At 57.5% G+C, this 24531-nt stretch carries 21 protein-coding genes and 1 pseudogene; 6 read left to right on the forward strand and 16 right to left on the reverse strand.

Translation table 11 applies throughout. The features are described from left to right. The 8 genes and pseudogenes from ACR0L1_RS22665 to ACR0L1_RS22700 form a co-directional block, all read right to left on the reverse strand. A pseudogene (locus ACR0L1_RS22665) lies at positions 1-274 on the reverse strand (2-hydroxyhepta-2,4-diene-1,7-dioate isomerase); the annotation flags it as partial. Between the two features lie 19 nt (positions 275-293). After that, positions 294-1043 (reverse strand): SDR family oxidoreductase, encoded by a 750-nt coding sequence (locus ACR0L1_RS22670; RefSeq protein WP_480860901.1) that lies wholly within the window; start codon positions 1041-1043, stop codon positions 294-296. A 14-nt stretch (positions 1044-1057) separates the two neighbouring features. After that, the gene (locus tag ACR0L1_RS22675) at positions 1058-2560 is read right to left on the reverse strand and encodes an aldehyde dehydrogenase (NADP(+)) (RefSeq protein ID WP_480860903.1); all 1503 of its coding nucleotides are present in this window, start codon (positions 2558-2560) and stop codon (positions 1058-1060) included. Positions 2561-2572: 12 nt separating this feature from the next. Next, positions 2573-3685 carry a fumarylacetoacetate hydrolase family protein gene (locus tag ACR0L1_RS22680; protein WP_480506012.1) on the reverse strand — a complete coding sequence of 371 codons (1113 nt, stop codon included), beginning with the start codon at positions 3683-3685 and terminating at the stop codon, positions 2573-2575. Between the two features lies 1 nt (position 3686). Continuing rightward, positions 3687-4517, reverse strand: coding sequence for an amidohydrolase family protein (locus ACR0L1_RS22685; protein WP_480506014.1), 831 nt, complete (start codon positions 4515-4517; stop codon positions 3687-3689). Beyond that, a complete protein-coding gene (locus ACR0L1_RS22690) occupies positions 4514-4942 on the reverse strand; it encodes an RbsD/FucU family protein (RefSeq protein WP_480860904.1) in 429 nt (142 codons plus the stop codon). Before ACR0L1_RS22690 ends, ACR0L1_RS22685 begins: the two co-directional genes overlap by 4 nt. Next, a complete protein-coding gene (locus ACR0L1_RS22695) occupies positions 4932-5984 on the reverse strand; it encodes an aldo/keto reductase (protein ID WP_480860906.1) in 1053 nt (350 codons plus the stop codon). Before ACR0L1_RS22695 ends, ACR0L1_RS22690 begins: the two co-directional genes overlap by 11 nt. Next, the gene (locus ACR0L1_RS22700; RefSeq protein ID WP_170775696.1) at positions 5981-6718 is read right to left on the reverse strand and encodes a GntR family transcriptional regulator; all 738 of its coding nucleotides are present in this window, start codon (positions 6716-6718) and stop codon (positions 5981-5983) included. The genes ACR0L1_RS22695 and ACR0L1_RS22700 overlap by 4 nt, the downstream gene beginning before the upstream one ends. Before the next feature lie 83 nt (positions 6719-6801). On the opposite strand from ACR0L1_RS22700, the gene ACR0L1_RS22705 reads away from it, so the two are divergent. The 6 genes from ACR0L1_RS22705 to ACR0L1_RS22730 all read left to right on the forward strand — a co-directional run bounded on the left by ACR0L1_RS22705 (position 6802) and on the right by ACR0L1_RS22730 (position 14621). After that, positions 6802-8355 carry a UxaA family hydrolase gene (locus tag ACR0L1_RS22705; protein ID WP_480506020.1) on the forward strand — a complete coding sequence of 518 codons (1554 nt, stop codon included), beginning with the start codon at positions 6802-6804 and terminating at the stop codon, positions 8353-8355. Between the two features lie 39 nt (positions 8356-8394). Then, positions 8395-9921: a sugar ABC transporter ATP-binding protein gene (locus ACR0L1_RS22710; protein WP_170791685.1), complete on the forward strand. Its 1527-nt coding sequence runs from the start codon at positions 8395-8397 to the stop codon at positions 9919-9921. Next, complete coding sequence (locus ACR0L1_RS22715; protein WP_480860907.1) at positions 9918-10925, forward strand: ABC transporter permease; 1008 nt, start codon at positions 9918-9920, stop codon at positions 10923-10925. The genes ACR0L1_RS22710 and ACR0L1_RS22715 overlap by 4 nt, the downstream gene beginning before the upstream one ends. A gap of 41 nt (positions 10926-10966) precedes the next feature. Then, positions 10967-11911, forward strand: a complete 945-nt coding sequence (locus ACR0L1_RS22720; protein WP_170791686.1) for an ABC transporter substrate-binding protein — start codon at positions 10967-10969, stop codon at positions 11909-11911. A gap of 204 nt (positions 11912-12115) precedes the next feature. Then, on the forward strand, positions 12116-12757 hold the full coding sequence (locus ACR0L1_RS22725; RefSeq protein ID WP_331252154.1) for a GNAT family N-acetyltransferase: 642 nt from the start codon (positions 12116-12118) through the stop codon (positions 12755-12757). Positions 12758-12881: 124 nt separating this feature from the next. Then, on the forward strand, positions 12882-14621 hold the full coding sequence (locus ACR0L1_RS22730; RefSeq protein ID WP_170775706.1) for a tetratricopeptide repeat protein: 1740 nt from the start codon (positions 12882-12884) through the stop codon (positions 14619-14621). 57 nt (positions 14622-14678) lie between these two features. Here the strand turns inward: ACR0L1_RS22730 and ACR0L1_RS22735 are convergent, their stop codons facing one another. From ACR0L1_RS22735 to ACR0L1_RS22770, 8 genes are all read right to left on the reverse strand, one after another. After that, on the reverse strand, positions 14679-15269 hold the full coding sequence (locus ACR0L1_RS22735; protein WP_170775708.1) for a pentapeptide repeat-containing protein: 591 nt from the start codon (positions 15267-15269) through the stop codon (positions 14679-14681). 147 nt (positions 15270-15416) lie between these two features. Continuing rightward, complete coding sequence (locus ACR0L1_RS22740; protein WP_480860910.1) at positions 15417-16712, reverse strand: gluzincin family metallopeptidase; 1296 nt, start codon at positions 16710-16712, stop codon at positions 15417-15419. Between the two features lie 30 nt (positions 16713-16742). After that, positions 16743-18050 carry a TfuA-like protein gene (locus tag ACR0L1_RS22745; RefSeq protein WP_480860912.1) on the reverse strand — a complete coding sequence of 436 codons (1308 nt, stop codon included), beginning with the start codon at positions 18048-18050 and terminating at the stop codon, positions 16743-16745. After that, entirely contained in the window at positions 18047-19252 is a 1206-nt protein-coding gene (locus tag ACR0L1_RS22750) for a YcaO-like family protein (protein ID WP_480860914.1), read from the reverse strand. Before ACR0L1_RS22750 ends, ACR0L1_RS22745 begins: the two co-directional genes overlap by 4 nt. A gap of 85 nt (positions 19253-19337) precedes the next feature. Then, positions 19338-20330 carry an aldose epimerase family protein gene (locus tag ACR0L1_RS22755; RefSeq protein WP_480860916.1) on the reverse strand — a complete coding sequence of 331 codons (993 nt, stop codon included), beginning with the start codon at positions 20328-20330 and terminating at the stop codon, positions 19338-19340. A 30-nt stretch (positions 20331-20360) separates the two neighbouring features. Next, positions 20361-22580 (reverse strand): hybrid sensor histidine kinase/response regulator, encoded by a 2220-nt coding sequence (locus tag ACR0L1_RS22760; protein WP_480860918.1) that lies wholly within the window; start codon positions 22578-22580, stop codon positions 20361-20363. Then, a complete protein-coding gene (locus ACR0L1_RS22765; protein WP_480860920.1) occupies positions 22573-23751 on the reverse strand; it encodes an FIST N-terminal domain-containing protein in 1179 nt (392 codons plus the stop codon). The genes ACR0L1_RS22760 and ACR0L1_RS22765 overlap by 8 nt, the downstream gene beginning before the upstream one ends. Before the next feature lie 44 nt (positions 23752-23795). Continuing rightward, positions 23796-24479, reverse strand: a complete 684-nt coding sequence (locus ACR0L1_RS22770) for a response regulator (protein ID WP_170791694.1) — start codon at positions 24477-24479, stop codon at positions 23796-23798. Positions 24480-24531: the final 52 nt, after the last annotated feature.

The raw sequence follows: 24531 nt of genomic DNA on the forward strand, positions 1-24531 counted from the left end.
GCAGCTCCATGCCGCTTTCGGCGGCGTGGTCGGCATAGTTCAGGCCGATGCAGATGAACTTGCCCACCTGGCCCACACAGGCCCCAATGCGGGTATTGGCATCGACGGCGGGCAGGCTGGCAAGATCCAGCGCGTTTAGGCGCGCCAGGCTTTCATCATCAAGCGTTGCGCCTGCGATATCATCAACCACCCCAGATAGGTCGCGGATCGTACCGTTCTGATCCAGAATACCGGGCTTTTCCTGTCCGGCAGGGCCGTGGCGTAGCAACTTCATCGTAAAATCCTCACTATCTTCAGATCGTCCAGCCGCCATCGATGGCGAATGGCTGGCCGGTGGTGTATTTGCTGGCGTCGCTTGCGAGACAAAGCGCGAGCTCTGCGATTTCGTCCGCCGAGCCGATGCGCCCCATCGGTTGGCGGGCTATAAAGCCGGACATTGCCGTTTCATAGTCACCGGTCGCCCGCAAACGGTCGTGCAGGCTGGGGCTGTCCACGGTACCAGGGCAGATTGCGTTGCACCGGATGCCTTGCTGGACAAAATCCGCGGCAACGGCCTTAGTCAATCCGATCACCGCAGCCTTCGAGGCGCAATATGCAAATCGGTTTGGCACGCCTTTTATTGACGATGCAACCGAAGACATGTTGATGATCGATCCGCCGTCCTTGCCTAGCATTCCGGGCAAGGTCACACGAATAAGTCGATACATGGCTTTGACATTCAGATCGAAACTGAAGTCCCAGTTACTCTCATTGCAATCAAGGATTGTTCCGCCGGCAACATATCCGGCACAGTTGAACAACACATCCAATGCAGGCAGGTCTGCTACGGCCGCCTTGACCGCAGCGGCATCCGTGACATCCAGCTTCAGGGTCGTGATCCCTGCAACTTCGGCCAGTTCAGCCAGCGACACATCATTGATGTCGCTGGCAATGACTTGCGCGCCCTCTGCCGCGAACAGCTCGGCCGTAGCGCGGCCGATGCCCTGACCCGCCGCTGTGATCAGGGCCGTTTTACCTGCCAATCGGTCCGAGGGGTTATGCATCCCAGTCTTTACTCTCACACGTCTTCGGGCAAAAGGCCGGTTGGGATGTCCTGGTAACAGACCGGGCGCAGAAAGCGACGGATCGACAGGGTGCCAACCGACGTGGCACCGAAATTGGTCGAGGCGGGGTAGGGGCCGCCATGGACCATGCTGTCGCAGACCTCAACCCCGGTGGGGAAGCTGTTGGCCAGCAATCGGCCCGCTTTGCGTTCCAGCAGCGGCAGCAGGTCCTTTGCGTCAGCAGTGTCGCTGTCGTCAAGATGCAAGGTACAGGTCAACTGACCCTCTATTGCGCGTGCGACCTGCAGCATCTGAGCGGTGTCGCGAACGCGAACCACTATACCGAGCGGGCCAAACACCTCTTCTTGCAGTTTGTGATCAGATAGCCAGTCGTCGCCTGACACAGCGAACAGATATGGGGCCGCGTCGCGGGCGGCGCAGCTTGTGCCCATGACCTGCGTCACACCGGTGCCAGCGGCCACCCGTGCCACGCCATCGCGATACGCGTCGGCGATGCCATCGGTCAGCATGGTCTGGTTGGCGGTTGCGTTCAGCCCTGCCTCGGCAGCGGCTTGGAAGGCGTCGGCCTCGGGCCCGTCGACTACAACGGCGATGCCGGGATTGGTACAGAACTGCCCCGCGCCCATGGTCAGCGATCCGGCCCAGCCGGTCCCGATCCCAGCCCCGCGTGCGGCAGCGGCCTGAGGCAGGATGAACATCGGATTGACCGAGCCCAGCTCTCCAAAGAACGGGATGGGTTCATCGCGTTGAGCGCATAGATCGAACAGGGCGCGACCGCCACCCAGACTGCCGGTAAAGCCCACGGCCCGGATCAGCGGATGCTGCACCAGACGAGTGCCCACGTCACGCTTGCCCCCCTGCACCAGCGAAAAGACACCGGGGTGCACCCCAGTAGCCTTGATCGCGGCGTCGATGGCCTGAGCCACAATCTCACCAGTGCCGGGATGGGCCGAGTGGCCTTTAACTACAACCGGGCACCCTGCGGCCAAGGCCGCGGCTGTATCGCCGCCCGCGACCGAGAAAGCCAGTGGGAAGTTTGACGCGCCGAACACGGCCACGGGGCCAAGCGGGCGTTGGATCATCCGCAGGTCGGGGCGGGGCAGGGGCGCGCGGTCCGGCATGGCCTGGTCGTGGCGCATGTCCAGATAGTCACCCTTTTCGATATGATCAGCGAACAGGCGCAGCTGTCCCACGGTGCGGCCACGCTCGCCCTGCAGACGGGCTTCGGGCAGGCCGGTTTCCTGTGTGCCGATTTCGGTGATGGCGTCGCCGCGCGCGTCGATCTCATCGGCAATTTTGCGCAGCAGGGCGGCACGTTCGGCGCGGGTGGACCAGCCGAAACTAGCGAAGGCCTCCTCCGCGGCTTCAACCGCAGCGTCTACCAGAGCGGGCGTTCCAACCGGGAAATCATGGCTTGGGCCGTGAGCAGGCTCCGAGCTAAAGGTGGCGTCTGATCCAAGCCATTCGCCGGCAATCAGGTGTTTTCCGATCAACATGTTTCTAAATTCCTACAACAGGCCGCGTTCGGCCAGGTTTCGCATCAGATGAGACGCCCCGAACCGCCATTCGGGACATTCGGTCGACAGGCGCACCGTATTGGTTAATGCGCCGAGTTGGTCATTGGCAATTGTGACGACATCACCCAGCTTGTGGGTGAAACCACCGCCGGGTGTGTCCCGGTCCTGTGTGGGTGCAAAGAGCGTTCCCAGAAACAGCATAAACCCGTCGGGATACTGGTGGTGCCGCCCGATAGTCTGTTTCACCAGATCCGCCGGGTCGCGGCTGATCTGAGACATCGAAGACGCGCCGTTCAGGACAAACCCATCCGGCCCGTTTACGGTCAGGGTCAGTTCGGCCTGCCGCACATCGTCCAGTGTATAGCTGTCATCAAACAGGCGGATCATTGGTCCGATCGAACAGGATGCGTTGTTGTCCTTGGCCTTGCTGAGCAGCAGGGCCGAGCGGCCTTCGACATCGCGCAAGTTGACGTCATTGCCCAGTGTCGCGCCCTTGATCTGACCTTGCGAATTCACCGCCAGGACCACCTCGGGTTCAGGGTTGTTCCAGGTTGAGATCGGGTGCAGGCCTATCTCGGCACCGAAGCCCACGGATGACAACACCTGCGCTTTCGAGAACACCTCAGCATCTGGTCCAATACCGACCTCAAGATACGGGCTCCAGAGGCCTTCGTCGATTAGCGCCTGCTTGACTTGTGCGGCTTCGTCGGAGCCGGGGGTAATGTTGGAAAGGCTGTCGCCGATACGCGCGCCGATGCGGGCGCGGATGGCTTCGGCCTTGGCCGGATCGCCAGCGGCCTGTTCTTCGATCACGCGTTCGACCATGGAACCTGCAAAGGTGACACCGCAGGCCTTGACCGATTGCAGATCGCAGGGGGCCAGCCATTCATGCTCGCTTTCGACCGGGCCGATCGCCTCGCCGGGGGCCGATCGTACGTAATCCGCGGCGTCGTCGCGTTCCAGAATGTCGCGAACGGTAGGAGCTTTCTTGGTGGTGATATCCACCACCTGACCCTCACGCAATGTTACCACGCACGGGCCGATACCCGGCCGTTCCACACGGCCAAGCCAAAGCCCGGCAGAATCCAGATTGAGTGTTGTCATGTCAGGTCCTGAGATTGTAAGCGCGCGCGGCGTTCCCACCGAGGATCGCATCGCGTTCGGATTGAGTCAGCGCGCTGAGAAGCGCGTCGGTGGTTTCCAGCCAGCGTTCATAAGAGCTGGCCAACGTGCAGACTGGCCAGTCGCTGCCCCAAATCAGGCGCGATGGGCCAAACGTATCCAGAAGGTGCTGAACATAAGGGCGCAAATCGTCGATCTGCCAATCCGATGCTGCTTCGGTCACCAGTCCGGATAGCTTGCAGAACGCATCGGTGTCGCGGGACAGCGCTGCCATATCCTCGGCCCAACTCTCGATCACACCGTCGCGGATTAAGGGTTTGGAGCCGTGGTCGATTACCACACGCATGTTCTTATGCCGAGCCAGCAACTGCCGCAAAGGTCCAAGATGCTGCGGCAAGGTCAGCGCATCGAATGTCAGATCATGGGATTGCAGTGCTGCGAAGGCAGGTGTCAGTGCGTCGCCCAGCATCCAGTCGGGATCTTCAATGTCTTGGATCATCGGGCGCAAACCGACCAAAGCGGGGTGTTGTGCCAGAGCAGCGATCTGTGCTGGTGAAGCCGACGCTTCGAAGTCAACCCAACCTACGACGCCCTTGATAAAGGCAGCCTGATCAGCCAGCGACAACATATATTCTGTCTCAGCTACAGTCGGAGCTGCTTGTACCAGCACCGTGCCACCGATGCCTGCCTGCTCCAACATGGGGGACAGATCATGCGGCAGAAAATCCCTATAGATCGCTGCCAGATCGGGGGTCAGCCAGCCATAGTCGTTGCGCGCGACTGACCAGAAATGCTGATGCGCGTCGATTTTCAACCGATCACCCCTTTTTTAAGGATGATATTGCCATAGAGCCTGCGCTCACCCGTTTGTACGATGGCATAGGCCGTTGCTGCGCGGTCATAGAATGCAAATCGCTCTAGCCCCTGTACGTCAGCCGGGTTGTCAGCGGTTTCGTTGATGATGCGCTGAAAATCCGCCACGGCATCAGGCACCGCATCCGGATCGCCAACTACCTGCATGGTCAAAGCGGGGTCGGAGACGAAATTGTCCAGCGGCATAACCGACAGGATAGCGCTCAGGACGTCGCTGGCGGATGACCCATCGGCGCGGATACAGTCTGGTCCGGTACTTGTGCCTGGAAAATTTGCGTCGGCGATAACGATCTCGTCGCCATGGCCCATGGCCCGCAAAGTGTGCAGCAATTCCGGAGACAGGATTGGGTCAATATTACGTAGCATCGGCAAGCTCCGCTGGCAGGGGTGCATCGGGCCGGATCAAGCCTTCACCGCGCAGATCCGACCAGAGACCGGCTGGAATTTCGCGATCCAACAACGCAACATTTGCCTGAACTTCCTTGGCACTGACCGCGCCGGGGACGACAGTCTTGACGCAGGGATGTCCCAGAACGAATTGAAGTGCTGCGGCGATCAGCGGTGTGTTATGCGCGGCGCAGACTGTCTCGATTTTTCGGACGCGGTCCAGAATGTTTTCAGGGGCTGCTTCGTAATTGTATTTCGCGCCCGGCACTGCCCCAGTGGCCAAAATGCCCGAATTGTAGGGTCCGCCCAGAATGATCCCTACATCGCGTTTTTCACACAGTGGCAGGAAACTGTCCAAAGCTTCTTGTTCCAGCAGAGTATAGCGACCGGCCAGCAGGAACCCGTCGAAATCGCCAAGGCCTAACAGTTTTTCACAAACCTGCCATTCGTTCACGCCTGCGCCGATAGCCGCGATCTCACCCGCTTCACGCAGTTCGACCAGCGCCTTGTACCCGCCACCGTCAAACAGCTCACGCACTTTGGCGTCGGACGTCTCTTGGCTGCCCTGACTGAAAACGCAGACGTCATGGACCAGAAGGATATCGGCATTTGCCACACCAATCCGTTCACGGCTGGCCTCGTATGACCGCATAACACCGTCATAGGTGTAGTCGAACACGATCCGTTTCTGTGGGACGTCGACAAAGGCTTCGGGTGTCACTTCGTGGGGTTCGCAATCCAGCAGAAGCCGCCCGATCTTGGTCGACAGCTGAATGTTCTCGCGCCCAAAGCGGGCGATTGCTTCGCCAAAACGTTGCTCGGATCGACCAAGGCCATATTGCGGTGCGGTATCAAAAAAGCGGATGCCTGAATCATAAGCCGCCTGCAGAGCCGCTTGCGCGTCAGCATCCGAAACCTTGCGGTATAGATTCCCCAGCGGCGCACCGCCAAAGCCCATGCGGGTTAAAGGGACAGGGCGTGCTGTGCGGTTGTTCAGTAGTTCTGTCTGGGAAACGGTCATTCGGTCTCGCAATTCGACTTTTGTGTGAGGTTGAACAAATGGGGCTTTTGCCGTTCGAGTTCTTCTAGGCGTGGCATCAACTGCCCCAAATGGATATGCATCGCGTCTTGTGCGGCGCGTTCGTCCCGATTGGCGATTGCATCGAAGATGGCCCGGTGTTCGGCCAAAGTTTCGACCACCCGGCCAGGTGTCGGCAACAGAAGCATACGGGCTCGGCTGACCTGAAGCGACACCGTCTGCGCCACATCCGCAAGGCGATGAAACCCGGTGAAATCCATCAGCATGCTGTGGAACTCTTCATCTGCCTGATAGAATCCGGGGATGTCCTCGTCCTCGATCAAAAGCTCTTGCAAGCGCATGTTGCGGCTCAGCCGTTTACGCTGATCCTCGGTCAGATCCCGCGCGACCTTGGCGACAGTGGCCAGCTCCAGCGCTTCGCGCAGAAAAACACCTTCGCGGATTTCGTCCATCGAGAAATAGGACACACGGGTGCCCGATTGCGGGACCACATCCACCAGTCCCTCGGACGCTAGCCGCGCGATTGCGTCAGCGACGGGTGCGCGTGACACACCCAGACGCTCGCACACCGGAGCTTTTCGCAGGTTTGCGCCGGGTGGAAAATCCAGCGCCAGAATCGCTTGCTTCAAAGATTGATGAACCCGTTGGGTCAGCGACCCTTCCGTTGACGAGATCACGGGCAGCAAAGCGGCGTCAATGTCCTGAGGTTTGTTCATGGTTTGTTATTTAGCATTCTAACATGTTAGTTGACAAGTACAGATTTTCCACTTAGCAACATGACCAAGCAAGCGGGGAAGTGATGCAAGCAAACGGCGGCATAGATGTTCTGGAGAAGGCGGCGCGAGACGTCGTGAAGTTGAACCCGGATGACAATATTGTGATCGCTCTGCGCGACTTGCAGGCGGGGGAGCAACTGGCGGATGTTTCGGCTCCGCTGACGTCACAGATTGGGCGGGGCCACAAAATCGCAGTGGAGCCGATTCGGGCTGGTGAAAATGTCATCCGCTACGGTCAGATCATCGGGCAGGCAAAATCCGACATCGCGCCAGGTGAGCATATTCATGTACACAATCTGGGCATGGGGGCGCATCAGCAGGACTATGCATATGCGTCGGCCAATGACCCGTTGCCGAAGATCGCAGAAGAACGAACTTTTCAGGGCTATCACCGTGCAGACGGCAAGGTGGGGACGCGGAATTATATCGGCATTCTGACCACAGTGAACTGTTCGGGTTCAGTCGCGCGATTCATTGCGGAAGCAGCCGAGAAATCAGGGCTGTTGGAAGCTTATCCGAACGTGGACGGCGTGGTGCCGATTGTGCATGGCACCGGCTGCGGCATGTCCGGCAAGGATGAGGGCTATGCCACTTTGTTCCGCACCCTTGCGGGCTATGCGCAGCATCCCAATTTTGCCGGTATTCTGTTGATCGGACTGGGTTGTGAGGTGATGCAGGTATCCGACCTGGTGGGGGGTCGTCCGATCCGCCCCGATGGTGCGCTGCGCTACATGACCATTCAGAACGAGGGCGGCACGCGGCGTACGATTGAACGAGGTTTGGCCGAGATCAAGGGAATCGCCGAACTTGCCAACCAAGTGACGCGCGAACCCGCGCCGATCAGCGAGATTACGGTTGGAATGCAATGCGGCGGCTCGGACGGGTATTCGGGCATCACTGCAAACCCTGCACTGGGATATGCATCCGACCTTCTGGTGCGCCACGGTGGTACGACAATCCTGTCGGAAACCTCGGAAGTATACGGGGCCGAGCACCTACTGACCCGCCGCGCTGAAACGCCTGAAGTGGGCGCCAAGTTGATTGAGCGCATTCATTGGTGGGAGGACTATACCGAACGCAATGGCGGCGAGATGGACAACAACCCAAGCCCGGGTAACAAGCGTGGCGGGTTGACGACCATTCTGGAAAAATCGCTCGGCGCTGTTGCCAAGGGCGGGACAGCGCCGATGCGGGATGTCTACAAGTTCGGCGAGATTGTCGACAAAAAGGGCTTTGTTTTCATGGACAGCCCCGGTTTCGATCCATGCTCGGTCACGGGGCAGGTAGCCTCAGGGGCGAACCTGATCGTTTTCACTACCGGGCGGGGCTCGGTCTCGGGCTATCAGCCGACCCCTTGCGTCAAGCTGGCAACGAACTCTGAAATGTACGCGCGGATGGCCGACGATATGGACCTGAATTGCGGTGACATCGTCACCGATGGGGTCAGCATCGAAGCGAAAGGAGAGGAATTGTTCGAAATTCTAATCCGCGTTGCCTCGGGCGAGAAAACCAAAAGCGAGGAGCTGGGATTTGGGAGGGTCGAATTCGTCCCCTGGCAGATCGGCGCCGTAATGTAATCACACACCCTAGGGGATGAGGGTATAATGGGAGGGAACATGACAAAACTGGTCGACATGACGGGGATCGAAAAGTATTTCCCCGGCGTGCACGCGCTGAAAACAGTGCAGTTCGATCTGTTTTCGGGCGAGGTTCACGCACTTATGGGCGAGAACGGCGCCGGGAAAAGCACGCTGATGAAGATCCTGTCGGGGATTTATCAGCGCGACGGTGGTGATCTGGTGATCGAAGGAAAGTCGGTCAGCCCGACCACGCCCGGCGAGGCGCAGGATCTGGGCATTGGCATCATCCATCAGGAGCTGAGCCTGATGAACGACCTGACCGTTGCGCAGAACATCTTTATCGGTCGCGAACCGCGCAAAAGCTTCGGTCGTCTGGATGAGGCCGCGCTGAACGCACAAACGGCCGAGATTTTCGCCTCGATGAACCTGTCGCTGGACCCCAAGACATTGGTGGGCAGCCTGACCATCGCGAAACAGCAGATGGTCGAGATTGCCAAAGCACTGTCGTACCGGTCCAAGGTTCTGATCATGGATGAACCCACAGCGGCTCTGAACGATGCCGAGATCGCCGAACTGTTCGTGATCATACGCCGTCTCAAGGCCGAGGGCGTGGGCATCGTCTATATCAGCCACAAAATGGACGAGCTGAAGCAAATCGCCGACCGCGTCACCGTGATGCGCGATGGCGAATATGTGGGCACCGTGGGCGCTGCCGAGACACCAATCAGCCAAATCATCGCCATGATGGTTGGGCGTGAGGTGAACGAGAAACCTCTGGACGTGCCGGATCTTGGCGATGCCGAAGTTTCGCTTGAGGTTTCTGGTCTGAATCGCGGCAAAGAGATCAAGGATGTCAGCTTCTCGGTCCAGAAGGGCGAGATTCTGGGGTTCGCGGGCCTGATGGGGGCCGGAAGAACCGAGGTTGCGCGCGCGATTTTCGGCGCCGATGTGAAGGACAGCGGAACGATCCGCGTGCACGGGCACGAGGTCTCGATCAAGTCGCCCAAGGATGCGGTGCGGGCGGGCATCGGTTATTTGTCCGAAGACCGCAAGCATTTCGGATTGGCCACCGGCATGAACGTGCGCGACAACATTGCGCTGGCTTCGATGGATCTGTTCACCGGAACCGGAGGGGTGTTGAATGACAATGAAATCAGTACTACGGCCAAGGGATATATCGCGCAGTTGGGCATTCGAACGCCCTCGGACGTGCAAGAGGTCCGACTGCTGTCAGGGGGCAATCAGCAAAAGGTCGTCATTGCAAAATGGCTGCTGCGTGATTGCGATATCCTGATCTTTGACGAACCCACGCGGGGCATCGACGTTGGTGCCAAGTCCGAGATTTACAAATTGCTCGAAGAACTCGCCGAGCAGGGTAAGACCATCATCGTGATCTCGTCGGAACTGCCCGAAATCATGCGCCTGAGCCATCGTATCGCGGTGATGTGCGAGGGCCGGCTGACCGGCATTCTGCCCGGCGGAAAAGACACTACTCAGGAAGACATCATGCATCTGGCCACCCAACGCGCGGCGGCGATGCAGGTAACGGGGGCACCACAATGACCACGGCAACAGACGTTGAAAAGAAAAAACCACTCGCGGGACTGTCCGACAGCGGCGCGTATCAAAAGCTGCTGGCTTTTGCCAGTTTGATCGCGCTGCTGATCGGCTTCTCGATTGCGTCGCCGAACTTTATGCAGACCTCGAACATGATCGCCATTTTGCAGGCGACCTCGGTGAACGGGGTGCTGGCTGTGGCGGCAACGCTGGTGATCATCACAGGTGGGATCGACCTTTCGGTGGGCACTTTGATGACCTTCTGCGCCGTGATCGCGGGCGTGGTGCTAACTTATCTGGGGATGCCCCTACTGCTGGGCGTGGCGGCGGCCATCGCGGCAGGCGCGTTCTGTGGGCTTTGCTCGGGCACTTTCGTTGCCAAGATGAAGATCCCGCCTTTCATCGCCACGCTTGGTATGATGCTGATCCTGAAAGGCCTGTCGCTGGTCATCTCGGGCACGCGGCCGATCTATTTCAACGACACGCCGGGGTTTGACCAGATCTCGCGGGGGTCGCTGATCGGAGAGATTTTCCCGGCGCTGCCCATCCCGAATGGCGTGCTGATCCTGTTCCTGGTGGCGATTGCAGCGTCGTACATCCTGAGCCGTACGATTCTGGGCCGCTACACTTTCGCCTTGGGTTCGAACGAAGAGGCCGTGCGCCTGTCGGGTGTGAACACCGACGCCTGGAAGATGCGCATCTACGCTCTGGCGGGTGCAATCTGCGGCATCGGCGGCATCCTGATCGCTTCGCGCCTGAACTCGGCGCAACCTGCGCTGGGTCTGGGATACGAGCTTGAGGCGATCGCAGCCGTGGTAATCGGTGGCACGTCGCTTTCGGGCGGACGCGGTACCATTCTGGGCACGCTGATCGGCGCGCTGATCATGGCGGTCCTGACCAACGGGCTGCGCGTGCTGTCCGTGGCGCAAGAATGGCAAACCGTTGTCACCGGCGCAATCATCATTCTGGCGGTCTATGCCGACATGGCACGGCGCAAAAAGTCCGGCTGAAGAAACCAACTATAAAACGACCAACTGTGGAGGAGAAAAACATGTTTTCACGTCGTTTCATTCTGGGTGCGCTGAGCGCAGCCACGATTGCAGGTCCGGCCTCGATGGCCGCAGCGGAAGAAATCTATATTCCGCTGGTATCGAAGGGCTTCCAACACCAGTTCTGGCAGGCGGTGAAATCCGGCGCCGAGCAGGCAGCTGACGAGTACAACGTAACCATCACCTTTGAAGGCCCCGACAACGAAACAATGGTCGACCGCCAAATCGACATGCTGGCCGCTGCACTTGCCAACAACCCCAAAGCCATCGGCTTTGCTGCGCTGGACAGCCAGGCGGCTATCCCGCTGCTGCGTCAGGCGAATGACAAGGGTATCCCGATCATTGCGTTCGACAGTGGTGTCGACAGCGACATCCCTGTTTCGACCGCAACCACCGACAACCTGGCCGCTGCGGGTCTGGCTGCCGACAAGATGGCCGAGAAGCTGGGCGGTAAAGGTAAGGTTGCTGTTGTGGCCCACGACCAGACCAGCCGCACCGGCATCGACCGCCGCGATGGCTTTGTGAACCGTATCGAAGAAAAATATCCTGACATCGAAGTTGTCACGGTTCAGTACGGCCAGGGCGACCACTTGAAATCGACCGAAGTTACCAAGGCGATCCTGACGGCTAACCCTGATCTGGACGGCATCTTCGGCACCAACGAAGGCTCGGCCATCGGTGTTGTGAACGGTGTTCAGGAACTGGGCACCGAAGGTCTGGTGATCATCGGCTATGACAGCGGCAAAGCGCAGAAGGACGCAATCAAAAGCGGACTGATGGCTGGTGCGATCACTCAGAACCCAGTTGGGATCGGTTACGAGACCGTCAAGGCCGCTGTTTCCGCACTGAAAGGTGAAGAGGTTCCGGCACTGATCGACACCGGTTTCTACTACTATGACGCCTCGAACATGGACGATCCAAAAATCGCGGCGGTTCTGTACGACTAAGATCAAGCCCACTCACGGTTTACCGGCCCGTCGTTCTGCGGCGGGCCGGTTTTGTTTGCGCTACTCGATCAGGAAGTATTAAGATGAAACTTTAAGGCGAGGGCAACTATGCGCCGAATTGAGGTTTCTGAATTCGTATTTCCACATCTAGTGTGCTAGTGTCTTTCGGTGGATCGTTAAGATTTTGTTCAAAGGTTGATTTAAGTGTCAGACAACTTGAGTAATAAGTTTAGATTGCGCCCGATGGAGAAAGCGGATCTTGAGGTCATCTCCCATTGGTTCCAAGACCCTGAAGACGTTGCGCTTTTTGATCGGACATCGCGGGTTCCGTTGAACCAGTTTCAGACAGAAGAAAGTTGGAAGGCCGTGTTCACCGCCGAAGGAGCGGGTTGCAAATGTTGGTTCGTGGTGGAAAACAGCTCTGGTGAAGCGGTTGGCCTGGCCGGGATCGAAAGCGTGTCGCTGGTAAACCGGGATGCGGTGGTCGCAATGTTTGTCGACAAATCCGCGCGACGCACCGGCGTTGGTATCCGAGCGACGGCTTTGGTGGTAGATTTTGCCTTTCGGCAACTGGGGTTGAACCGTTTGACCTCTTATTATCGGGCGGACAACACCAGCAGCCGCGATCTGGTCGCAAGGATAGGATGTCAGGTCGAAGGCACCATGCGTGAGGCCTGGTTTGCAGACGGGCAGTTTCATGACATGGTTGTTGTGGGTGTTCTCAAAGGCGATTGGGCGAAACGGCGCGACGCTTTGGCGGCGGAACTGTCTGACGATACACAGGTCTCGTTGGGACCGAATGCGTCTGCGGCCTGGACATGGCCGCCGAAGTGCAAGAGTGGTTGAGTGAAAGTCGTTAATACCGCAAGTAGTCGTTAAATTTCGAAATTTGCTTTATGCTGATCCACGGACCTGTTCGGTGCCAAATAAACGAGAATAAACAGTGAATACGACCAATCCGAATTTTACGATGACTCAAAAGCTTGGCGCTGTTCTGTTCGCCGATGTCGTCGGGTATTCGCGATTGATGAGTCAAAATGAGTTAGATACTTATAACGCGCTGAAATCATTGATTTCTGATCTCGAATCTTCCTGTGCAAAACACCAGGGCAGGGTGGTTGAGGTGCGCGGCGACGGCATTCTGGCATTATTTGAAACAGCAACAAGCGCGGTCGAGTTCGGTGTCGAATTGCATCGTATCGCCAGCGCGCATAACAGTGCCGGTCCCGAAGACCAGCGAATCAAATTCCGTGCGGGCGTTCATCTTGGGGAAATCCTGATCGACGATCGCGGCATTCATGGCGATAACGTCAACATCGCCGCACGGCTGCAAGAGATCGCCGAGCCCGAGCGTGTCTATGTTAGTTCGGCTGTCTATGATCAGGTCTGCAACCGCCTGCGCTATGGCTATGAGTTTTTGGGGCCCAAGCAGCTCAAGAATATCATGAACCCGGTGTCGACCTATTGCGTCCGCAGCGAGGTTGCAGGCGCAACCATGGCGGGAACGATGCGACCCGAAGTGTTGGGGGATATTCTCGAACGTCCTGATACACCATCGGTTGCCGTATTGCCTTTTGCCAGCCACGGGGACGAGTCCGATAATTGGGTGGCCGAAGGTCTGACAGACGACATCATCATGAACCTGTCCAAGTTCAGGAACCTGTTCATCATCGCGCGCAACTCGTCCTTTTTCTTCAAAGCGCAATCCATGCCGCCGAAAGACGCCGCACAGCGGTTAAACGTGCGCTATATCGCGCGGGGCAGCGTACGCCGATCAGCCAGTCGTATCCGGATCTCGGCCGAGTTGGTGGATGCCAGTAGTGAACGCACGATCTGGGCGGAACGGTTCGACCGCAATATCGACGATATTTTCGACATTCTGGACGAAGTCACCGAATGTATCGTCGCTGCGACTGCCGTCATGATCGAGTCACATGAAAAGCAGCGGATGATCCAGGCGATCCCCTCTGATCTTGAGGCTTATGGGTCGGTTCTTCAGGGCCAACACCATATCTTCAAATACACGCGCAACGACAATCGTAAAGCGCAGAACTTTTACCAATCCGCGCTGGAACGCGACGGCGGCTATGCACGCGCAGCGGCGGCGTTGTCACGGACGCTGAACATCGACTGGCGCTATTCCTGGAGTGATGACCCGTCCAAGGCGTTTGAACAGGCGCTGACCTTTGCCCAACAGGCGATTGAGCTGGACCCGACGGATGCGCGCGGCTTTGGTGAATTGGGGTATGTGCATCTGTATCGCAAGGAACATGACGCCGCTATTCAGTCCTATCAACGTGCATTGGCCCTGAACCCCAATGACGCCGATATGCATTCGGATTACGCGGACGCTCTGGCCCATTCGGGTGATAACGAAACGGCGATTACGCATCTGCAACAGGCCATGCGGCTGAACCCTTATTTCCCCGATCAGTACCTGTGGCATCTGGGCGGCGCCTATTACAATCTCAGACGCTATGAGGACGTGATAGAGACGGTCAACAAGATGAACAATCCAACCGAGGGGCAACGGATGCTGGCCGCGAGCCATGCGCAATTGGGGAACACGGATATGGCGCGTCTGATCGCGGACAAGCACCGCGAAGCGCATCCCAACTTCTCTCTGTCACGGTGGGCCAAGGTTCTGCCCGACCGGCTGGAGGATGACACCCAACACTTTGTAGAAGGTCTGAAAAAGGCCGGGTTCTGAGCATAAAAAAGGGCGCGACCCTGCGCGCCCTGTTTGAACCGGGAAAGGGAAGGGGGCTTAGTCGCCGCCCCGCACTTTCGCACCGCTGACTTTCGCGCCACTGACTTTGGCACCGGAAACCTTGGCGCCCGAGACTTTCGCACCGCTAACCTTGGCACCCGACACCTTTGCTCCACTGATCGCCGGGCTGTCGAAGCCGAAATAAATGTCCAGTAGAACCTGTTCGAACTGACCGGTTGTGACATCCATACGCATGGTCTGATCGGCCTTTTCGTAGCGCCAAACCATGATGTCGTTTGCTACTTGGTAATCAGCCGCCGCGACGCCGCCGATCGAAGGATCCCTTGGAGCGCGTGATGCATTGTTTGGAGGTTCATTCGGGTTACCATTCACGGGGTCTCCGTCGCCATGAACCAGAAAAATTGCCGGTTCTGGCAGGTCGTAATAAGTGCCTTCATAGGCAAAACCATAAATCTTGGCGAACTGCGCTTTTAAGTCGTTTCCGCCCTGAACTTTTTCATCTTCAAGCTGGTCGGAAAGATGCTTGTTGTTGCCTTTGCCGCCCTTTTTCTTGTTTTCCAGCTTAATGTCAGTCAGGACTCTTCCGTAAATTAGCACTTCCGAAAAACTGAGCAATGTTTCACCCATAAACTCATCTCCCAATTGTGGGGTCGCGGGTTTGACCGTTCACCCTTTTCACCACGGCCCGAGATGCCCCGTGCCAGAAAATCCAAAAAAATCACCCCTCTATTCCATGCCATAAATCGGCTTCAAAAAAAAGAATTTTGCGATTGGTCAATCCGGGACCATCGTACGGACTGAATTTGAATGGCTGTCTTCTTCCGGGTCAGGCAGGCGGGGACCGGCCGTTGTCAGCCCGATATCGCGCATTCTGAAGTTGCCCTCGATGATCTGGTGGAACGCGCCGCCGGTGATCTCCTGATCCACGGCAAGCAGTGCTTTTTCCACGCCGAAATAGCTGAGCATGTCCGCATCGAGGCGCGACCAGGTATCGGCCAGATAGGTACCCAGATAGTCTCGCGCTTCAAGCAAGGCGATACGGAACCCATCGGGATTTTCGGCGTAGCGTTTGTCGAAAATCTCCTGCATGACAGTGCTGTAGTCTGGAGAGCCTTCCAGTTGGTCCGACAGGTCTTCTTCCTCGGGCGAGATCAGCCCGTGCAGCAGCAGCCGTTCGTGATAGATATCGACAAAGATATCGAACATCGCGCCGGTCAGCGGTTCAGACAGTGCATGTTCACTGGACCAACCATGGGAAAACTCGGACAGCGTTTTGTTGTTGGCGGCAATTCGGATCTGAGCGTTCTCGGACAGTTCGGCAAACCGGTTCAGGCGGTTGTAGGTATAAAGATTTCCACGCGTGTTTTGCAGCAGGCTCTCGACCACTGATCCGAAATGGAGCGAGGCCAATAGCGCCACCATATCCGCGGCAGACTCGTGAAAGCCGTAGTATTCGCCGGAGGCGTCCCCGTTCGAGGGCATCCCGATCACGCTGTAAATGATTGCGTGGCCGATCTCATGGGCGACGACATCAAAGTTCAGACTGTAGGGGCGGTATTCGTCGCCATGGTCATGGGTGCCGCCGGTTTCCAGAAACCCCCACCCGATATGCGCATTGTCTAGGCTAGGCAGCAGCGACAGTTCCAGCCGGTCGAAATCACGGGCAAAGTGCCAAGGGATTGGGTGATCAAAATAGCCTTGCCACACATCCATGGTGAAATGTGCAGACCCAAACAGATGTGCGGCTTCAAAAGAAGGGTCTGTGGGGTCGATATGGATGAAATTTCCGAACTCGTCCGGCATGGCCGGAGGCTGGATATAGCCGTTCCAAGGTGGCAGATACATGCCCGGACCGTCGGGGCCGGGAACTATCGCCCCATAGGGCGTGGTTTTGCCAACCGGGTTGACAGTATACATGCGCGGCCCCGAGGGGCCCGGCCCAATGCTGCCCTGCGGGGCCGAGATTTCGACCAGCTCCAGTTCCGCGTCGGGTTCCAGGAAAGGCGATTGCGGGAACAATAGGAACCGGGTTCCGGGTTCGTCATCAGGTGTCTGTTCGGGTGAAGTCATCCGGTGCCCTCCCGTGCCCGTCCGGCGCCCCTATTCGTGATTGGAGTCGTCCGTTGTGACGGCTTTTTGGCAATACAAATACTCTATTTCTATAAGCTCATAAAACGCATCCCGCCCGGACAAACCAAGCGACCTTGCATAGGATTCAAGATCATCGGGCACCTCTTGGTCAAGATGTGTTTCAAAATACCACAGCACCATGCGCAATCGGTCCGAGCCGGTGGTGGGGGTCGCGGTCGCTTGCAACTGGGCTTTCGCAATGGCTCGGTCCCGAAGTTGGGTGTAGAGCCCCGAACGGCGCAATTCGTGCAAGAGCGGGGCTTCAATATCCGGGCCTCGGTCTTGCGATACGGCTGACAGGCGAGCCGCGTCGGCCAGCATGTCTTCATAGGTTTTGGGGCTCAGGTCGTTCGCGTCCAGCCAGCGCATCAGGTCTGCGTGGCGGGTTAGGTTGGCACGATCCCGGTGCGCTGTCATTTGTTGAACCAGCGCGTCGCGGTCTGGCGTTTGGCCGCGTCTGTGCGCCTCATCCCGTGCCAACACATGCAGCAGGGCGCGATCTCTCACTTCGGCAAAAAGCGCGGGTTGCAGACGCAATTCGTTTATTACGGCGGGGTCGGAGGGTGTTTCGGCCTCAACGCGGTGGCGCAGAGAATTCCACATCAAGGTCCGTTCTGTTCTGTGTGAATGACTTGTGCCATCCCCAATACCTTGGGCCATTTGGACGAGCATGGCGAGGGCATCCTCTGCTTTGGCATCTACATAACCGTTGGGCAACCAAGCCATGAAGCTGGTGATCTCAGAGCCGCCCGTTAACGCCTTTACGATACCCTCCCACTGGCGTTTCTTGTACTGGGTCTCCTTGGACACGCGCAAAAGAGTTTGGGCACCTTCGTCTGACAAAACACCCTCAGCCCGCGCGCGTTCCACAGTGGTCCGGATCGAAACCATTGGCACGCTGAGAGACGGATAGCCCAGTTCGGCAGGTCCATGCAGAACCGCCACTTCATCATCATCCTGCAATACGCCTGAATGGTAGTCGTCAAAGATGCGCCCGACGCCAATCATTCCGAAATGGGCCAGTTCGGCGGCGCGTAGCGCGCCCATGCTGGCGCTGCCATAGACGGGAATACCCTGTTCCATCGCCCACAGGATTTCTTTGTGCCAAACCGAGGGCACCCCTTCGAAATACCCGTCAATTATCCCGATCGCACTGGGTTTATCGCGGGTGACACGATAGACGTCACCCTGCCGGACGGGCGGCAGAACCGTGGCGTCCAAATGCGCTGCGACGGCCTTGGCCGACAGGGTCGGACCTGCAAAGACCACGGCAGTCATGTGTGCTGCTCCTGCACTCGGGCGACCCGTACGCCTGGGATGAAATCCGGGTCGTCATGCGGTGCCTCCAAACCGGGTATGACCGCGCGCACCACGCCGATGTCTATGTGCGGTTGTGACAGGTCAACGATTACCACTTGTGACATGCCTTGCCGGTCCAAACACTCCAAAAGCAGATCGCGGTCCTGTTCGAAAGATGCGCTGGCGTGGGTGGGGCAATCGGTGAAACTCTGGATCGGTTGGGCCGCGTCAATCAGGTCGCGGACGTACTGGCATCGTTCGGATTGCGCTTGATCGGTGAATTCGGCAGGATCAAGATCGTCACGCGCGCCCGAGATATAGGTCAGACGGGTCTGAGCGGCCTCGGTCAAAGCGCGCAACAAGGCGATGGAGCGGTCCACATGGCAGCCATCCCCGATCCCGATATGGCCGGGCTGACCCCCGGCCTCGGCAATCACGCAACGAAAACAGGCGATGCCGATATCCGAGGTGGTCTGCCATATCCCGCAATCCAGACCGGCGGCGTCAATCATGGCCATCGCGCTGCGGCATCTGGGATCATCGACCGTGTCCGGATCAACCCGAACCTGCGGTGTTTGATGATGCCACAGGGTTGTGGCATCCCGCTCGATCAACTCACAAATCGCGTGGCAACTGGCCTCGGTGACATTGTTGCCGGAGGCCAGCCCGTTGGTTGTTCGGGGGAAGGCCCCCTGGCTGGCGCTTGGGGCGGCGGTGTAGTCTGTGTCCACCATCTCAAGCGGCACCCAGCAGGCTTGGTTGGCATTCAGATCACATCCCTGAACCCACAGCATCGCCGCATGAGGATCAAATTGCCCGCCGGTCACACGGGGCAGGCGGGTCACATCGATAACTGCGTCATCGGCCACAAGATCGGAATACCGCGCCAGCCGCTGGGGCAGGTGGACACGTTCGGCGTGCCAGGACTCGATCGCCTCCATCACGCCCGAGGCTTGTGCCGCGCTCAGTGACAGACCCTTGCCCAAAGACACCGCCACCGAACGAGAGTTCGGGCGCGCCACCATCACGGTTGGCAATCCGATCCGGTCCAGCCCGGTCAGGTTTGCAACGCGCGTGATGCCCATGTTCTTGAGATGGGGTTTGACGATCTCCAGCGTTTGTTCGGGGTCTCGCAACCGGTGCGTATCAAGAACGTATTGTTTTTGTGAAACACCGGGCATCAGGGGACCTTAACCAATTCAATTCGAAACAGACAACGAAGCGGAAACCAATTTCGGATCAGGATGATAGAGGATCGTCGTTGGGTCAACTGTGACGGTCGGACAGGCGGCTAAACATATACTGAGATTGGTGGTGATATTCTTGCCCGTCCATGAAGACGACGCTGGGGAAGGAAGGGTTGTTGATCGCGTCCGGCCAGCCTTGCGGCTCTAGTGCTAGGCCGCTGCGTGTAGAATAGGGCGCGCCGAAAACGGTTGGCAGATCCGCGCTGTCTAGAAAGTCACCGGAATAGATCTGAAGCCCCGGTTCGGTTGAATGCAGGTCCAAAGCGACACCAGACCGAAGCCCGTGCAGTTGGGCGATATGTTTTAGTCTAATACGTTCGCGCGCTATGCAAAAATTATGGTCCAAGGGAGCGTCTCCGACGGGCCGGAGTGTTTGAAAGTCGTAAGGCGTGTTGCGGACAGGTTCGACCGAACCCAAGGGGATCAGTTCGTCATCGACCGGCAAATAGTCTTGTGCCCGGACACGCAACAGATGGTCCCCGATATCCCCGTCGCCATTCAGGTTGAAATACCAATGCGGCGTGAAATTGCAGATCGTGTCGCCCGTTGCTATGGCCCGGATGTCCAAGTTCAACGTCGCGGGTGACGTAATGGAATAGTGAGCTTTGACGGACAAAGCGCCCCCAAAACCCATGTCTCTCTCAGGTATTTCCAGTTCGAAAGACACCGCATTCTCTGTCTGGTTGGTCCGCCGCCAGTTCTGTCGGGCAGCGCCTTTACTTCCGCCATGAAGGCAATGTTTGCCCAGGAAATTGCGTTCCACTGAATAGGTTTTTCCATTCAGAGCGTATTGCCCGTTGGATATCCGGTTTGCGCAGCGCCCAACAATGCAACCAAGATATGGGTCATTGCGCAGATATTCGCTCGGCGCTTTCCAACCTAAAACCAAGGGGTGGTCGACGCCGTCCAGACGTAAATCAATCAGCGAGGCACCAATCGAACCGAGGGTCGCTGTCAGTGTCCCGTTGGAGATTTGAACAACGGCTTGCTTGTTGGCTTTATGGGGGATCATAAATTTAACATAAGATGTCTTACAGGTAATCTATTCTAGTTCCGTTTTCTTCAACAAGGTCTCTAATACAGATTTCAACCGTTGGACGTCGATCGGTTTATGCAACAAGGGGACGCCTGCGCGTTTGCAATATCCGGTCAGTTCAGAAGATCTGTTGGCCGAAATGATACAGGCTGGCAGGTTACCGAATTCGTGCCGTAAAGCTACGACCGCATCCGTTCCCTTTTTACCGTGGTCCAGTTGATAGTCGGCAATGACGATGTCGGGCACAATTTCAATCTCGCGCAGCAGGCCAACTGCTTGTTCCTCGCTGCTGCACTCCAGAACTTGGGTGCCCCAGGTTTCCATCGTCATGGTCAGTGCAGAGCGCAGGTTCTCGTCGTTTTCGATCAACAAAGCCACAGTGCTGGTTAGTGTCACCGAGTCATCGACCTGTTGCAGTACATGGCCATGCGGTTTTAGAGGTGCGGTATCCGCCAAAGGAACCTCAACCGAGAACATCGTTCCCAGTCCCAGCTCGGATCGTAACTGAATGGGGTGATTCAACAGTCCGCAGGCGCGCTCGACTATGGCGAGCCCCAGGCCCATCCCCTCGGCTGCGCTGGCATCGGAATGGAGCCGTTGGAACTCCTGAAAGACGATCTCTTGCTGGTCGGATGCGATTCCGACGCCTGTGTCCCAGACCTCGATCCGAACCGAGCCCTGCTGTTTACGCAATCCAACTAGAACCTTTCCTGCATCTGTGTAGCGGATCGCGTTGGACAGCAGGTTTTGCAGGATGCGCCGCAGGTAGCTTGCGTCACTGCGGATCAAAGCGTTGCTATGTACGAACCGCAATTCAAGCCCTTTGGCTTGGGCGACAGGACGAAACGAGTCTTCGAGCTGAGACAGCAGATTGCTAATTGAGAAGGTGGTCTGGTGCACCGTGGCACGACCGGAATCCAGTTTCGAGATATCCAGAAGCGCCTCGAGGATATGTTCGACACTGTTGAGCGCGCTTTCGGCCTTTCCGGCCACGTTGCGTGCGTCGTCTTCGTTTAACCCGCTGCCCAATGTGGCGACATAGAGTTTGGCAGCTGAAAGCGGTTGCAGCAGATCGTGGCTCGCTGCAGCAACAAAACGTGATTTTGAAGAATTAGCGCGCTCAGCCGCTTTCAAGGCGTGGGCCAATTCCCCGGTTCGCGCGGCGACGCGGTGCTCTAGCAGGGTCTTGGCTTCGTGCAGGGCTTGCGCCGACTGGTGCTCGGCCGTGACATCGGTAAAGGAAATCACGAACCCCCGATCCGGCATCTCTTGCGCGAACACGGAAAGGATCTTGAACCGCCCGCTGCGCATCTGAAACTTCAGCGGTGCCCGTTCCGCAGTTCGATTGACCCAATCCAGCAGATCGGCATCGCTGACGCCGCCTTCAAACCGGATGGTCGCGCTAAGGCGGTCGAATACGGTTTTGAACTGGACGCCCATCTGAAACTGCGCATTTGGGATGGCCAGCAGTTCACTGGCGCGATTGTTCCATCCGATCAGGCGCAATTTGCTGTCGAAGATGCAAACGCCTTGGTCGATATGCTCCAGCGTGGCGCGGATCAGGCGGGCCTTGTCGTCAAGGATACGGTCTCTCTCTTGCCGTTCGATGCGCATGATATCGGTGACGTCAGTTTGCAGGATGACCGTGCCGCCATCGGGCGTCCGATGTTCCGAAACCTGCGTCCACCGATTGCCGTTAAGCCGGACGTTAAACACTACATGATCGTCCGTATGACGCGACATACGCCGTTTGGCCCAATCTTGTGGCGTAAGCGTTTCGGGCAGGGACAGGAACCTGGATTGACTGACAAGCTCGACATATTCGGTAAAGCTGAGACCCGGCACCAATTGCGCCTGAATATCGGGCATGTGCATCCCGAAGCGGCTGTTGCATAGCACCAGCTCTTCTTCGAGGTTGAACAGTGCAAACCCTTCTTGAACCGTCTCAATTGCGTTGGCGAGGTCGGCGCGCGCGGCCTCGGTTTCCTGATTGGCCTGTGCAAGCTGCGCGTTCGACTCGTTGAGCAATTGCAGCGCGCGTTCCAGATCCAGCGTGCGGGCGTGAACTTCTTGTTCCAGCACGGCGGCGCGCTGGAATTGCGCATAGGCCGCCCCGCTGGCATCAGTTGATTCCTCGACCCGGCGCATCAGGGCTTCGGCGATCTTCAGCAGTTTCTGGTTTTGGCGTTCCAGAGGGTCAAGCGGGTCGATCAGCGATTCAATCATGGCCGTCATCCTCGGGCGGATAGATCGCAACCCCGGTCAGGGTCTGGTTGACATGGATCGAGTTGAATTGTTCGCCATAGGTTGAAAAGCCGACCACGTTGTTGTCTGACAGGATTTCCGACAACGCGCCGGTCATCTGTTTCTGCTGTGCTTCCAGCCTGCGCAAGATGCAGTCGCAGCCCAAAATCGCATCGGGCTGGGCGGATTGGGTCAGGGCGCCAATTTCCTGTCCAAGATGGCTGATCATGTCCATCGGTTCTGCAAGGGTCAGAACCAGTCCTTCGTCGATGGCCGAGAAAAAGACCAGATCGCCATTTTCGTCCACACGTTGGATGGCGCGCACGTGATGTTGGCCGCCGATTTGAACAACGACCGGATGGGCTGCAAAGGTAAAGGTATCAAGCTGTTCAGGGTCCTTCCCCAGCACTCTGGCATACTCGCGGGCGGCAGGTTCGGCGTTGATTTCTCGTACAATCCTCTTGGAAGGGTCGGCATCAGTCACAACCATGCGTTGGGACGTGGGTACAAGATGGTCGGTCTTGAACACTTTGATCGGACAGCGCGTGCGTACCTGGGTCAGAATCGCGGCATTTTCATGAGCCCTGCCCTGATGCAGAACGTACGTATGACCGAACCGAGTTCCATCCCCTGCGGATCCGCCAAACAGGGGGACAGGCCCCAAACCAAGGGCCAGTTCCGAAGTCAGCGCGTCCTCTTTGGTTGATAGCCCGTCGATCAGAAGGAAAGTGAACTCGTGCGGCCACTCTGGCCGGGCCTCGCCCATTTCTGTACGGTTTCGGATCATCTCGTGAATGATATCGGGGGCCGAAAAATCATTCAGATCGGGCACTAGAATAGTGCGCGTCTCGAAATGCGTTGCGGGCAGGCCGATGGCAACGATCTGATCTTCGGTATAGCCGTCCCCTGCCAATTCGCCCGCGGTTGTGCAACCTACGACCGGTGTCGGTGCAAATCTGTCCGCTGCCCGCGCAATGATCTGCGTCGCATTCGCGTTGCCGCTGACAAACAGGACAACAAGCGACAGGGTGTCCGGCCCTAACGCAGCCGCAAGCTGCGCAACAGCGTCTTGCGTGTCACGGTGTACAAATGCGGTTTTGACGATGCCTGGCGCACGGGTTCGGGCCGGTGCCCACCCGACTGCTTGGTCCATCGGGCCTCCTCCCTAAAGCGCGACGAGAGTCGAACGTAATACGGTTAGCCTTGTTCTTGCAAGACGCTGGCGAACGAGGCTTTCTTGGCGATCAGAACGGCCTGTGTCCGGCTTTGAACCCCCAGTTTCCGCATGATTGCAGTCACATGGGCTTTTACGGTCGTCTCTGCGATGGACAGGTCATACGCAATCTGCTTGTTCAGTTTGCCCTCGCAGATCAATTGCAGGATACGGGATTGCTGATTGGTCAAGGTGGCCAGCCGCCCAACTGCATCGCTTTGTTCGTCATCTTGTTCTTCGTCGATCAGCACGCATCCTTCGGGCAGGAATACACCACCGGAATGGACCGTTTCAAAGGCCGTGCGGAACACATCGCGCTGGCTGTGCTTTGGGACGTAGCCTGAGGCTCCCCCGTGGATAACTTGGCTGATGACCCGATTGTCCGTCATAGAGGACACAACGATCACAGGTGCTTTGGCTGCCGCTTTCAAGCGCACCAGACCGTCCAACCCATCCACGTCAGGCAGGTTCAGGTCAAGCATAACCGCGTCCGGTTTCAGACCTTCGGCAATCATGGTCAGAGCGTCTTCCAGCCGGTCGGCGGTGTGGATCTCGCCAATATGTGCAACGCTTTGCAGCGTCATCGAAAGCGCATCACAAAACAGTGGGTGATCATCGACGATCAGGACGTTTTCGAAATCATTTTGCCCTTGAGGGTTTGCAAGCATGGGTCTTGGCCTTTGCAATGGGTTGCCCAATTTAACCAAGCGTAGCAAGGGA

This window comes from Ruegeria sp. J8 (assembly GCF_056531925.1).

Coding starts and splice junctions, on each gene's coding strand:
- ACR0L1_RS22670 (WP_480860901.1), bottom strand. CDS start 1,043: ATGCATAACCCCTCGGACCGATTGGCAGGTAAAACGGCCCTGATCACA.
- ACR0L1_RS22675 (WP_480860903.1), bottom strand. CDS start 2,560: ATGTTGATCGGAAAACACCTGATTGCCGGCGAATGGCTTGGATCAGAC.
- ACR0L1_RS22680 (WP_480506012.1), bottom strand. CDS start 3,685: ATGACAACACTCAATCTGGATTCTGCCGGGCTTTGGCTTGGCCGTGTG.
- ACR0L1_RS22690 (WP_480860904.1), bottom strand. CDS start 4,942: ATGCTACGTAATATTGACCCAATCCTGTCTCCGGAATTGCTGCACACT.
- ACR0L1_RS22695 (WP_480860906.1), bottom strand. CDS start 5,984: ATGACCGTTTCCCAGACAGAACTACTGAACAACCGCACAGCACGCCCT.
- ACR0L1_RS22700 (WP_170775696.1), bottom strand. CDS start 6,718: ATGAACAAACCTCAGGACATTGACGCCGCTTTGCTGCCCGTGATCTCG.
- ACR0L1_RS22705 (WP_480506020.1), top strand. CDS start 6,802: ATGCAAGCAAACGGCGGCATAGATGTTCTGGAGAAGGCGGCGCGAGAC.
- ACR0L1_RS22710 (WP_170791685.1), top strand. CDS start 8,395: ATGACAAAACTGGTCGACATGACGGGGATCGAAAAGTATTTCCCCGGC.
- ACR0L1_RS22715 (WP_480860907.1), top strand. CDS start 9,918: ATGACCACGGCAACAGACGTTGAAAAGAAAAAACCACTCGCGGGACTG.
- ACR0L1_RS22720 (WP_170791686.1), top strand. CDS start 10,967: ATGTTTTCACGTCGTTTCATTCTGGGTGCGCTGAGCGCAGCCACGATT.
- ACR0L1_RS22730 (WP_170775706.1), top strand. CDS start 12,882: ATGACTCAAAAGCTTGGCGCTGTTCTGTTCGCCGATGTCGTCGGGTAT.
- ACR0L1_RS22735 (WP_170775708.1), bottom strand. CDS start 15,269: ATGGGTGAAACATTGCTCAGTTTTTCGGAAGTGCTAATTTACGGAAGA.
- ACR0L1_RS22740 (WP_480860910.1), bottom strand. CDS start 16,712: ATGACTTCACCCGAACAGACACCTGATGACGAACCCGGAACCCGGTTC.
- ACR0L1_RS22745 (WP_480860912.1), bottom strand. CDS start 18,050: ATGACTGCCGTGGTCTTTGCAGGTCCGACCCTGTCGGCCAAGGCCGTC.
- ACR0L1_RS22750 (WP_480860914.1), bottom strand. CDS start 19,252: ATGCCCGGTGTTTCACAAAAACAATACGTTCTTGATACGCACCGGTTG.
- ACR0L1_RS22755 (WP_480860916.1), bottom strand. CDS start 20,330: ATGATCCCCCATAAAGCCAACAAGCAAGCCGTTGTTCAAATCTCCAAC.
- ACR0L1_RS22760 (WP_480860918.1), bottom strand. CDS start 22,580: ATGATTGAATCGCTGATCGACCCGCTTGACCCTCTGGAACGCCAAAAC.
- ACR0L1_RS22765 (WP_480860920.1), bottom strand. CDS start 23,751: ATGGACCAAGCAGTCGGGTGGGCACCGGCCCGAACCCGTGCGCCAGGC.
- ACR0L1_RS22770 (WP_170791694.1), bottom strand. CDS start 24,479: ATGCTTGCAAACCCTCAAGGGCAAAATGATTTCGAAAACGTCCTGATC.